Annotated in this window: 6 protein-coding genes; all 6 read right to left on the bottom strand. The window is 72.0% G+C overall.

Annotation, left to right across the window (positions count from 1 at the left end):
- Positions 1-8: 8 nt before the first annotated feature.
- The 6 genes from DDQ50_RS07715 to DDQ50_RS07690 all read right to left on the bottom strand — a co-directional run bounded on the left by DDQ50_RS07715 (position 9) and on the right by DDQ50_RS07690 (position 12,437).
- Complete coding sequence (locus DDQ50_RS07715; RefSeq protein ID WP_165829744.1) at positions 9-878, bottom strand: alpha/beta fold hydrolase; 870 nt, start codon at positions 876-878, stop codon at positions 9-11.
- Positions 879-989: 111 nt separating this feature from the next.
- Positions 990-4,562 (bottom strand): transcription-repair coupling factor, encoded by a 3,573-nt coding sequence (mfd, locus tag DDQ50_RS07710; protein WP_116756199.1) that lies wholly within the window; start codon positions 4,560-4,562, stop codon positions 990-992.
- Positions 4,563-4,604: 42 nt separating this feature from the next.
- On the bottom strand, positions 4,605-5,333 hold the full coding sequence (locus DDQ50_RS07705; protein ID WP_205663608.1) for an ABC transporter ATP-binding protein: 729 nt from the start codon (positions 5,331-5,333) through the stop codon (positions 4,605-4,607).
- The gene (locus tag DDQ50_RS07700) at positions 5,330-6,295 is read right to left on the bottom strand and encodes an ABC transporter ATP-binding protein (protein WP_205663643.1); all 966 of its coding nucleotides are present in this window, start codon (positions 6,293-6,295) and stop codon (positions 5,330-5,332) included. The genes DDQ50_RS07705 and DDQ50_RS07700 overlap by 4 nt, the downstream gene beginning before the upstream one ends.
- 2 nt (positions 6,296-6,297) lie before the next feature.
- Complete coding sequence (locus DDQ50_RS07695; protein WP_133245938.1) at positions 6,298-9,042, bottom strand: FtsX-like permease family protein; 2,745 nt, start codon at positions 9,040-9,042, stop codon at positions 6,298-6,300.
- Positions 9,039-12,437 carry an FtsX-like permease family protein gene (locus DDQ50_RS07690; RefSeq protein WP_116756196.1) on the bottom strand — a complete coding sequence of 1,133 codons (3,399 nt, stop codon included), beginning with the start codon at positions 12,435-12,437 and terminating at the stop codon, positions 9,039-9,041. The genes DDQ50_RS07695 and DDQ50_RS07690 overlap by 4 nt, the downstream gene beginning before the upstream one ends.
- Between the last annotated feature and the right edge of the window lie 25 nt (positions 12,438-12,462).

Raw genomic sequence — 12,462 nt, 5'->3', positions numbered from 1 at the left:
AAGGCGGTTCAGCCCTCTGAGTTCCGCGATTCGTGTCGGGCGAGCCACTCCTCGATCGGGGTGATGACCGCCTCGGGGTCGCGACGGGCCCAGGCGAAGTGGCCGTGCTGCCTGTCCGGCGATTCGGGGACCTCGACGGTGTCGACGCTGGGTGGCAGGCGATCGGCCAGGTGCCGCAGGGCGCGCGGGGTGATCAGCTCGTCGCCCTCGATGCCGACCAGCAGGGTCGGCACCTCGAGCCGACCGAGCGCCGCCTCGTAGTCGGTCGCGTCCCCGGCTAAGCGGTAGCCGCCGCGGCGGGCCTCGTAGGCCCAGTCGGCCATCAGATCCCGACTCTGCCGACCGCCGAAGCCGAGGCGGTGGCCCGGCCAGTATCCGAGGGTGGAGATGGTCGATCGGACGACGGCGATCTCGAACCGGCGGCGCAGGCGCCCCGGGAGCGTGGGCACCGATTCGACGGCGCTGGTGCCGCTCGCGACCGCGACGACGGCGTCCACATCGATCCTCCCGGCCGCCGCAGCGAGAAGAGCGACCTGGCCGCCCAGACTGTGCCCGACGACCATCACACCCCCGGGCGACCGCTCGCCCACCGCCCCGACCAGCGCCGGCACGTCGTGGCCGACCAGGGCGGCGTACCCCGTCGCGCTCGCCCGATTGTGGACCGGGCTCAGCGGCATCCCCCGCGTCTCCGCACCGAACACCGCGCGACCACGCCCCGCCCACGCCTCGAACAGAGGCCCGTAGTAGCCGAGCGGCACCCCGAGCGCCGGCAGGAACAGCACCGACGGTCGAACGGGATCGACGACCCCCGACGCGGCGACCGTCAGGGATGCACCGACGGACTCGATACGGAACCCGGTCTCGCTCAGTTCGACCACCGCGCGATCATCACGCACCGGCGCGGATGCGACAAGCGGGCTGTGCGAAAGCCATCACTCGAGCACGCCGGAGCCACGCGGCGTTCGTCCGCGTCCACCAAACCGTGGCGGTCAGGCGCCCGCTGCCGCGGCGGGTGCCGGGTCTGTCACGAAGATCGAGTCCATGACGTCGCGCACCCACCCGACGAGGTCGTCGTCGGCCGGGTGCTCGCCGCCCGTCACGGGCACGGGGATGAGCGCCGTGCCCGACTGGGTGAGTATCCGCGACTTCGGGTACATGCGCTGCATGCGCACCTGACGTGAGTCGGGCAGGTCGGCGGGCGACACCCGGAGGTTGGGGCCCACGATGACGACCTCGGAGAGCCCCGCCCTCTGCGCGGTGCGGCGCAGGCGCGAGACGGCGATGAGTCGGAGCACCTCGGCGGGCGGCTGACCGTAGCGGTCGGTCATCTCCTCGAGGACCTGGTCGAGCGCGGCCTCGTCGGCGCCGAGCGCACTCGCGGCCGAGAGCTTCTGGTAGGCCTCGAGCCTCAGCCGCTCGCTCTCGACGTACTCCTCGGGGATGCGGGCATCGACCGGCAGCTCGAGCCGGAGTTCGGTCTGCCCCTCGGCGACATCGCCGCGGAAGTCGCTGACGGCCTCGCCGATCATCCGCAGATACAGGTCGAAGCCGACACCCGCGATGTGACCGGACTGCTCGCCGCCGAGCAGGTTTCCGGCACCGCGGATCTCGAGGTCTTTCAACGCCACCTGGATGCCCGAGCCGAGATCGTTGTTGGCCGCGATGGTCGAGAGCCGGTCGTGCGCCGTCTCGGACAGCGGCTTCGCGTCGTCCCAGAGGAAGTACGCGTAGGCGCGCTCGCGTCCGCGCCCGACTCGACCGCGCAGCTGGTGCAGCTGGCTGAGCCCGTACTTGTCGGCCCGGTCGATGATGAGCGTGTTCGCGTTGGGGATGTCGAGGCCGGTCTCGATGATCGTCGTCGAGACGAGCACGTCGAACTTGCGCTCCCAGAAGTCGACGATGACCTGCTCGAGCAGGTGCTCGTTCATCTGACCGTGCGCCACCGCGACCCGGGCCTCGGGCACGAGCTCGGCGATCTGCGCGGCGACGCGGTTGATGCTCGACACCCGGTTGTGCACGTAGAAGACCTGCCCCTCGCGCAGCAGCTCGCGCTTGATGGCGGCGGCGACCTGCTTGTCGGAGTGCGGTCCGACGAAGGTGAGGATGGGGTGCCGGTCCTCGGGAGGGGTGGCGAGAGTCGACATCTCGCGGATACCCGTGACCGCCATCTCGAGGGTGCGCGGGATCGGGGTCGCACTCATGGCCAGCAGGTCGACGTTGGTCTTGAGCTTCTTGAGGGCATCCTTGTGCTCGACGCCGAAGCGCTGCTCCTCATCGATGATGACGAGCCCCACGTCTTTGAACGAGATCGAATCGGTGAGGATGCGGTGGGTGCCGATGACCATGTCGATGGTGCCGTCCTCGAGCCCCTTCGACACCTCCTTGGCCTCTTTCGCGGTCTGGAAACGGCTGAGGGCGCGCACCTTGACCGGGAAGCCGGCGAAGCGCTCGGTGAACGTCTCGAGGTGCTGGCGCACGAGAAGGGTCGTCGGCACGAGCATGGCGACCTGCTTGCCGTCCTGGATCGCCTTGAAGGCGGCGCGGACCGCGACCTCGGTCTTGCCGAAGCCGACGTCGCCCGCGAGCAGGCGGTCCATCGGGATGGGCCGCTCCATGTCGGCCTTGACCTCGTCGATCGTGGTGAGCTGATCGGGAGTCTCGGCGAACGGGAACGCCTCCTCCAGCTCGCGCTGCCACGGGGTGTCGGGCGGGAACGCGTGCCCCTTCGACGCCATCCGGGCGGAGTAGAGCTTGACCAGCTCGACGGCGATGTCGCGGACGGCCTTGCGTGCACGCCCCTTCGCGGCAGCCCAGTCGCTTCCGCCCATCTTCGACAGCTGCGGCGCCTCGCCGCCCACGTACCGGGTGAGGAGGTCGAGCTGGTCGGTGGGCACGTAGAGCTTGTCGCCGGGGTAGCCGCGCTTGCTCGGGGCGTACTCGAGCAGCAGGAACTCACGACTCGACTTGACCGCGTTGCGACCGCCCGAGCTGACCTCGCGTGAGACGAGCTCGACGAATCGGCCGATGCCGTGCGTCTGGTGGACGACGTAGTCGCCCGCCTTCAACTGGAGGGGGTCGACGACGTTCTTGCGCCGCGTCGCGAGCTTCTTCGGCTGCCGGGAGTCGTAGCCCGCGCTGCGGCCGAAGAACTCGCGCTCGGAGAGCAGGGCCAGTTTGGCCTCCGTCTGCTCGAACCCGGTGTCGATGGCGCCGCGGATCAGGTAGGCGATGCCGGGCTCGGGGTCGGCGGGGAACTCGTCGACGATGCGGCCGGGCAGCTCCCGCTCGGCGAGCAGGTCGCGGCTGCGCTCGACGAGCCCCTGCCCGCCGGCGGCGATGGCGAGGCTCCACCCCTTGCCGAGCAGGTCGGCGACGTGATCGACCGCGCCGCCCTGGATGAGCGGCACGGCGTCGCCGCGCACGCGCTGATAGCTCGCCATCTCGACCGCCGCGGCGTCGTCGTCGGGCGCGGACTCGAACGTCGAGAGGGTCCACCACGATCGGTCGGCCGCTGCGTCGCGCAGCTGATTGACGGTCATGAAGTCGCCGCTCGCGAGATCGATCGGCGCCGCGGCACCCGCGGTCGCGGCGAGCCAGGCGGCGTCGAGGAACTCGCGATTGGTGTCGGCCAGGTCGACTGCGCGGCTCGCCACGCGCTCGGGCTGGACCACGGCGACCGCGGCCCCCGGCGGGAGGTAGGCGGTCACGGGCACCAGCCGGTCGACGAGTGCGGGGGTCAACGACTCCATGCCCTCGACCGGGATGCCCTCGGCGATCTTGGCGAGCATCGCGGACAGGCTCGGGAACTCGTGCAGCATCTCGGCGGCGCGCTGGCGCACCTTGTCGTCGAGAAGCAGCTCCCGGCTGGCGGGCAGCTCCACCGACTCGACATCGCCCTCGATGGAGCGCTGGTCGGCGACCGAGAACTGACGGATGCTGTCGACCTCGTCGCCGAAGAAGTCGACGCGGACAGGGTGCTCCGCGGTGGGCGGGAACACGTCGAGGATGCCGCCGCGCACCGCGAACTCGCCGCGGCGGGTGACCATGTCGACGCGGGAGTAGGCCAGCTTGGGCAGGGTGGCGGTCACGTCCGTGAGCGAGATGCCGCGCGCGTTCATCGTCAGCCGCACGGGCTCGAGATCCGTCAGCCCTTCGGCGAGCGGCTGCAGGGCGGCACGCACCGAGCTGGCGACGATGAGAGGGCGCTCGCCGTTCCAGTCGCGCAGCCGTCGGAGCGCGTGGATGCGGTTGCCGACGGTCTCGGGGCTGGGGCTCAGCCGCTCGTGCGGCAGGGTCTCCCACGCCGGGAAGTCGAGGATCTCGGCGTCGGGCAGCAGGCAGCCAAGAGCGACCCGCAGGCCTTCGGACTCGCGACCGGTCGGCGAGACGGTGAAGAGCACGGCGGGTTTCCCGGCGGCCGTGCGGGCCTCGAGAAGGGCGGCGAGCAGCGGTGCCTGGAGGCCCGGTGTCGCGGAGAAATCAGCGTCGCGCCCGATCGCACGGGCGGCGGCGGCGAACGAATCGGCACGCGTCAGGGCGCGCGTCATCCCCTGCAAACTCACTCAAACGAGTCTAGGCGTCCGGTCGGACACGGCGCTGTGCGTTCACCGGAGGCGGAGCCGAGCCTCGTCCCGTTCGACGACGCGGCCGTCGGCGAGCACGAGCGCCCGGTCGGCAGAGTCGCGCACGCGCGGATCGTGAGTGGAGATGATCGCGGTGGTGCCCTCGGAGCGGACCACGTCCTGCAGCAGCCGCAGGATGTCGTCACCCGTCTCGGCGTCGAGTTGGCCGGTCGGCTCGTCGGCGATGAGCAGACGCGGCGCCGTGGACAGGGCGCGGGCGATGGCCACCCGCTGCTGCTGTCCTCCCGACAGCTCCCCGGGGCGCTGACCGGCGGATCCGGAGAGGCCGACGAGATCGAGCAGGTGCTCGACCCGTGCGCGTCGTTCGGCACGGTCGGTCTTCAGCACTCGCAGAGGGAGCTCGACGTTCTCCGCGGCGGTGAGGAGCGGGAGCAGACCGAAGGTCTGGAAGACGAAGGCCAGTTCTCGGCGCCGCAGCAGGGTCCGCTTCCGCTCGTCCAGGGAGGCGACCTCGACCCCGTCGACGACGACGCTGCCCGAGGTGGCGGGATCGAGTCCACCGACGCAGTTGAGCAGGGTGGTCTTGCCGGCCCCCGACCGGCCGAGCACGGCGAGGATCTCTCCCGCCGGCAGCTCGAACGAGACATCGGCGAGCGCGGTGACGACGCCGGATGGGGTGCGGTAGCTGCGGGTCAGGGACTGCACGGACACCATCTGGCGTTCGGCCTCGCCCTGCAGGGGTGCGCTCATCGGGCGTCTCCGGCCTGCTCCGACGCGTCGGGCTCCGTCGGCGCTGACGCCGGTCTGTCCACGCCTGGCCAGATGCCCACGTGGTCGCGTTCGAGTTCGAGCCTGACGCGGCCCTTGAGGCCCAGAGCGGATCGGTACTCCCCCGGCAGCTGCAGCCGGCCGGCCCGGTCGAGCACCGCGAACTCGCGGGCGATGACCGAGGAGGCTCCGGCGCTGTCGATCGTCGTCTCGCGCACGACCTCGGAGGAGGTGCGGCCGTCGCGGATGGCGACGGTCCGCTGCACCTGGGCCGACACCGCGGCATCGTGGGTGACGATCACGATGGTCGTGCCGAAGCGTGTGTTGGCGGCGCGGAGAGCGGCGAAGACCTCGTCCCCCGTCGCGCTGTCGAGTTCGCCGGTCGGCTCGTCGGCGAACAGCACACGCGGTCGGTTGGCGAGGGCGACGGCGATGGCGACGCGCTGCTGCTGGCCGCCCGACAGCCCGCCGGGCCGGCGGTCGGCCAGTTCGCGCAGCCCCATCGCCCCGAGCAGTTCGCCGGTTCGGCGGCGACGCTCGCGGCCGCGCAGCCCAGCGAACGACATGGGCAGGGCGACGTTCTCCGCGGCGGTGAGGTAGGGAAGCAGGTTGCGCGCGGTCTGCTGCCAGACGAATCCGACCGCCTCCCGCCGGAACGCGAGCCGCTGCGCCGAGGTCATCGCGAGGAGGTCGCGGCCCGCCACGACGGCCCGGCCGGCGGTCGGCACGTCGAGCCCGGAGAGGATGTTCAGGAGAGTCGACTTGCCCGATCCCGATGCGCCGACGATCGCGAGCATCTCGCCGTCGTCGATGAGCAGATCGAGCCCCTGCAGCGCCTGGACCTCGATGCGCCCCACCTGGTAGATGCGGACGAGGTTGTCGCAGACGATGAGCGACTCGGACCCGTACGCCGGGGCGGCCGCGGCCTTGCCCTGAAGTGACATCGTCATCGTGGATCTCCTACTCGAAGTGTCTCACTGAGGCGTTCGCGTCGATACGCGATCCGTTCGGCGACGGTCGTGACCAGGAGCACGATCACCGCCGCGCCGATGGCCGCGATCGTCGCGGGGAGGGTCGAGGCGATCGGCGGGTCGCCGGTCCCGCCCGTCAGGGCGCCGAGCCCGAGGCGGGGCGCGATCAGCAGCACCGCCACGATCGACGCGGCGATCCCGCCGAGAAGCGAGGCGACGAGCAGCGGCACGGTCTCCACGGCCACGAGCAGCCACCCGGTCCGGCGGGGCAGGCCCAGGGTGCGCAGCAGCGACAGCGTGCGCGACCGAGCCTGCCCGCCCGCGATGGTCGCGGTCGCGAGGGCGATCATGCCGAGTACGAGCAGCGCTCCGACCGACGTGACGAAGCCGCCCACGACGCCGGACGGGAGGGCGCTGGTGCGCTGGTCCGCCAGCCAGGCCGTGCGGCTGGTCAGGGTGGACCCGCTGCTGCCGGCGGTCGCCTCTCCCGCCGCGTCAGCACCGTCTCCCATCAGGAGCAGGGTGTCGACGGTGAGGTTCACGCCTGAGGCCTCGGCGAGCGCCGTCCTGTCGACGAACAGGAAGGGACCCTTGTCGTAACCGTTCGGCCCGGCGCTGGTGGTGCCGACGATCCGGATCGGCACGACCTGGTCCTCGACGCTCAGTTCGAGGGTCTCCGCGGTGAGCCGCTCCGCGAGCACCTCGTCGGCCATCACGGGGACCGCGTCATCGGATCCGCCGGACGCGAGCTTCCCGCACAGATCGGCCGCGGTTCCGTGAGCCGACCGCGGAAGTCGGGACAGGACATCGCAGTAGCCCGGATCGATCGCCAGGACCGTGGCGATGGTGGTGCCGCTGCCGCCCTCGAGCGGGGTGCCGGGCAGGCTCGCGGCGGCCCCGGCCGCGGTCACGCCGTCGGCGGCGCGAGCCGAGGCGATCTCGTCGTCGGTGATGCTGCCGTCGACGCGGGCGTCGGCACCCACGCGCTGCCAGGAGGCGTCGACCTCACCGGCATCGATCGTCTGCACCAGGGTCGCTCCCCCGATCGCCAGAGCGAATGCGACGGTGAGCGCCATGAGCGGCAGGGCGGGCCGCGAAGCCTCGGCCTGCGAGGCGGCGACGATGCCGGCCGCCCCCTTCGACCTCCGGGCGAGGGCCGCGAGGAAGCGGACCGCGGGCAGCTGGAGACGCAGGATCAGGAGCGACGCCGTCAGCGCGACCAGCAGCGGGAGCGCTCCGATCAGCAGGTCGGGCGTCCCTCCCGCGGACCGACCGAACCCGCGGGAGAACAGAGCCGCCCCCGCCGCCACGGTGACGACCACGACGAGCGCCTCGGCCACGAGACGGCGAGCGCGACGGCGCGCGTCCCGCCCTGCCTGCGCGACCTTTCCGCGGGGAGCGCGCCACACCGCAGAGGCGCCGATGACGGTCTGGAGCACCGGCGCCGCCACTCCGACGAGCAGGACGACGGCCAGACTCATGAGATCGCTCGACGCACCGAGGGCCAGCAGCAGCGCTGCCCCCGCCGCCACGCCGACGGCGGCGAGCAGCAGGGACTCGACGAACGAGGTCAGGGCGACGGAGAGGAGAGAGGCACCGCGGGCGCGTTCCCAGGCGACGTCCCGCTCGCGGCGGAGCACGAGCAGGCGGGCGGTGAGGAAGAGGGTCACGGCCCCCACGCCCCCGACGCCTTCCGCAGCAGTCGTCAGCTGGGCGAGCGCACCCGCCGCCGCAGCCGGATAGCCGGATACCGCATTCGCCAGCGAGGAGCGCGCCGAGATCTGGGCGGTGCTGTCCCCGGCGAGCGATGACGAGTTGACGGTCAGAGCCTCGATCTCGTCGAGCACCTCGTACAGACGTGCCTCGCTGAAACTCTCGGGGTCGAAGCCGACGCGGACGACGGCGTCGACCGAATCGTCGATCAGCTGCTCGGCCCGGCGCTCGCCCTCGGGGTCGGTGAGCACCGTGACACCGAGACCGACGATCCGTCCCGAGCGCAGACGCTCGACCGGCGTCCACAGGGTCGGCAGGTCGATCCACTGGCGCGTCGACGCCTGCGCCTCGTCGACGAGGTCGGCGAGCCCGGTGACGACGAAACTCGTGGGCCCGCCCTTCAGCTGCTCGCCCGCGGGGACCTCGAGCACCGAGCCGACCTCGATGCCCGCAGCGCTCGCCGCCTCGGAGCCGATCATCACCTCGACGGGGCCCGTCGCGCTCTCCGGGTTCGACGGCAGCCGGCCTTCGGTGAGCACGATGTCATCGAGTCGGGTCCCCGTGGCCATACCCACCTGGATGTCGATCGCGTTGTCCGGACTGGTCGCCCCGTCGACCGCGACATCGATCGTGGGAGTGAGCACGGTGGCGGTTGCACCGTCCTGGCTGGCCTGCAGGGCGGGAGGGAGCCGCGGGACGATGCCGTCGGCGACCTGATCGACGACGACGGGTTCCACGGTCCGCGTCACGCCGTCGGACAGGCCGGTCGGCACGGACACCAGCAGATCGGCGTCGTACCCCGCGTCGGCGACCGCCTCCTGCGCTCCCTCGTCGAGAGTCGTCCTGATGAGTGCGGGGGTGGCAGCCGCGACGAACGTCACGAAGCCGAGGAGCGCGGCGTAGCAGACGGCCAGGAGCAGGTCACGGCGCAGCCGTCGTCGCATCAGCAGCCCCGATGACGCGAGAGCACTCAACGGCGACGGGCGACGGCGGCGTCTCGGCCTCATGACCCGCCTCCCCGGAGGAGCGCGGCCGGACTCACCGCACGCTGGAGCGCCGTCGCGATCGCGATGGCGGCGGCCACGACGACAACCACCGCGCCCGTGAGGAGCGCGATCTCGGGCCACGGGGTGACGATGATCACCGACGGGACCGGCGCGACCCCGCCCGCCGAGACCGATACGAGCGGACCGAGTCCTGCGGCGAGGAGCACTCCGACGCCGACGCCGATGACGACCCCCAGCACGACGAGCACGGCGGACTCGAGAGCCACAGCACCGAGCAGCTGACGCCCGGTCAGTCCGATCGCGCGCAGCTGCGCCAGTTCGAGGCGGCGAGCGCGCAGGGACGACGCCGTGTGGATCGCGAATCCGACGGCGGCGAGAAGACCGGCCGCCAGGATGGTGAGCCAGAGCGCGGCCGGCGTCCCCGCCCGGAGGGGCGCCTGCAGAAGCGCCTCGGCGAGGGTGTCGATGCTCACGGCCGCGACGGGCGAGTCCTCGGTCGCCGCTGCCGCCAGCGAGTCCACGTAGTCGACCCCCGCGCCGGGCGGCAGATCGACCCACCACTCGTCGGCGAGCACACCGGTGTCCCCTGCCTGGATCAGGGCACGGGAGACCTCGGTCAGATCGACGACGGCGGTCGGCACGGAGGCATCGGGCGCCGACGCGCCGCTCTCCCCCGCTCTGACCTCCGCCGCGCTCGCCGCACCCGGGACCGCGTCGACGGTTCCGTGCAGCTGCAGGGTGACAGGAACGTTGTCGAGGATGAGCTGAAGGGTCGAGTCATCGACCGTACGCAGAGACCGGGAGAGGCTCGTGGGCAGGACCGCCTGCACCGTGCTGACCGGTGCCCAGGCGACGAAGGAGACCGTGTCCGCACCGTACGACCCGGCCGCCGGGAGCTTCAGGAACAGAGCGAAGCTCGATCCCGCCGGCGGGGTGTCGTCGCGGGCGACCGAGACCGAGGCGTAGGGCGACAGCACGGTCGACCAGGTCGAGTCGTCGAAGGTGATCGGGGTCGACGCGGTCGGAGTCTCCCCCGTCGAGGGCGCGGTGTCGAGAGCCGATATCTCGCTGACGATCACCCCGGCACCGCCCTGCGACTCATCGGGCGACGCCTCCTCGCCCACCGTGAGACTGAACCGGATGCCCGCCAACGAGGTCTGCGACGAAGGATCCCCGCCGAGGTCGGCGGCCAGTCGGCGCGACGTGCCATCCGCTGTCACCGCGCCCATGGGCACCGTGCGGAGATAGCCGCGCGAATCGACCAGCACGGCTGACACGTCGGCGCTCGCGTCGGGCAGCGGCGCAGCGGGGTCGCCGAGGGCCACGGTCATGGTCAGGCCGCGCGACCCGGCCGGCAGGGGCCCGTACGCGGGCTCGCCGTTCTCCGCGGCCAGTCGGTCGGCGATCCGGGCGCCTCCCACCTCGCCCTGGCGTCCGGTCGTCAGGAGGGCGCGGGCGGCGGGGTCGAGCCCGAGCAGCTGCACCGAGGTCGAGGTCCCGCCGTCGTCGATCGAGACGGAGCCGAGGCGGCGGAGGGTCGGCGAGAAGTCGGCTGCGACGGGTGAGCTCTGCGCGGCATCGAGGTCGACCCGAGCCGGAGCACCGACGGCGACGGCGGCCTGATCGCGTTGCGACTGCGTCCAGGTCGCCAGGAAGGCGGAGGCGAAGGTCGCGACGCCGAGGCACAGGCTGAGGAGGAGCACCGCCGCCGTCGCCCGGCGAGCACGTCGGCCCACCTCCCACAGCACGAGCGCCAGCACGGGCCCGCGGGTTTGGGGGACCGCACCATCGAATGCCCGGGCGAAGAGGGGCACGAGCCTCACGCAGAGGAGCGCTGCCCCGAGCAGCACGACCGACGGCGCGGCAGCGAGCACGGGATCCACCGATGGCAGCGCCTCGGTGACCGCGGAGCTCTGGTGGCTGAGGAGCTGCCAGTAGGCGATGCCCGCGAGGGCCACCACCGCGAGGTCGAGTCCCGATCGCGCGACGCCCGAGACGAGTCGCGGGCGGGCCGCGGCTCGTTCCGCGTCGGCGAAGCTGAGGGGTGGGCGGATCAGAGGGGCGAGGAGCACGAGCCCGAAGGCTGCGCCCAGCGCCGCCGCGGTGATCCATGCCGCGGCGGGCAGGTCGAGGATCCCGGTCGACGCCGCACTCGACAGCGCGGGCCGGGTGGCGAGCAGGTCGATGACGGCCACGGCGAGAAGCGGACCGAGGACGGCGGTGGCGACCGCGATGAGCGCTGTCTCGATCGCCGCGAGCCCCACCAGCTGAGCGGCGGAGGCACCGCGCGACCGCAGGAGTGCACGCTCCCCCGCTCGCGCTTCGGCGTAGATGCGGGAGGCCTGCCAGATCGCCGCGAGCGAGGCGAGGAGCACCAGGAGGCTCGCGATGGCCACGGTCGACCGGGTGACCACGAGTCCCGTCGAGACGAGCCGCACGGTCTCGGGGAGCTGGGTCGTCTGATAGATCGCCGACGCCGTGGCTCCGGCGTCACGGAAGAGGGCGGTGTCGAGATCGTCGAGTCGGGTCTCCAGGGGCCCCAGGTCGTCGACCCGGAGCCCGGAGAAGTCGGGGGTGTAGGTGAGGTCGAGGAAGTCGGCGTCGAGGGATGCCGCGTCCATCCCGCGCGGAGGGAGCACGAGCGGCCCGAACGCGTGGGTCGGGATGTACTCGCGGGAGTCGGGCTTCGGGAAGTCGGGCACGTCGCCCTGACCGCGGAGCGGATCGACCGTCCAGTAGTCGTCGGCCTGATCGTCGACCGTGTAGATCCCGGAGACCTGCACGGTGAGCGGATCTCCGGGCGGATCGAGGACCAGAGTGTCGCCGACTCCCAATCCGAGCGAACCGGCCGCCGCCTGCGGCATCGCGACGGGGACCGGATCGGCCGGGTTGCGCTCCTCGGCGAGCTCGGCCGGCCACTCGCCGGCGACGAGCGTCGCGTGCTGGTCGACGGTGTCGAGTTCGCCGAAGTATCCGAGCGTCAGCAGCGGGCCCCGGGAGGGCACCTCGATGAAGCCCGAGAGGGCGTAGGTGGTCGAGGCGGCGCTGATGCGGGGCCCGAGGATCTCCGCCACGACACCGTCGATCGCCTCATGACTGGCCGCCAGCCCCTCGAACGGAACGCTCGCGCGCACCTGGAGCGAGGTCCGGGCCTCGGGAACCGTGTCGAGGGCGTCGCGCACCCCGGCCTGCTCGGTCGAGCTCGCGAGGAGTCCGAGCGAGACGACGATGGCGCAGCCGATCGTCGTGATCGAGGTCAGCACGACCAGCAGGGGCCAGGACGAGCGGGTCCGGCGGAGAGTCGTGGCCAACGAGACGGGAAGGATCCCGGGCAGACCGCGACCGATGCGGTGGGCTGATCGATGCGACGAGGTCCGCTCTCGCTGCGAGGGCACTCACCCACCTCCATCGGCCAGTTCC

Source organism: Amnibacterium flavum, assembly GCF_003097495.1.
GTDB classification, from domain to species: domain Bacteria; phylum Actinomycetota; class Actinomycetes; order Actinomycetales; family Microbacteriaceae; genus Naasia; species Naasia flava.
This window is presented reverse-complemented; position numbering and strand designations above follow the sequence as displayed.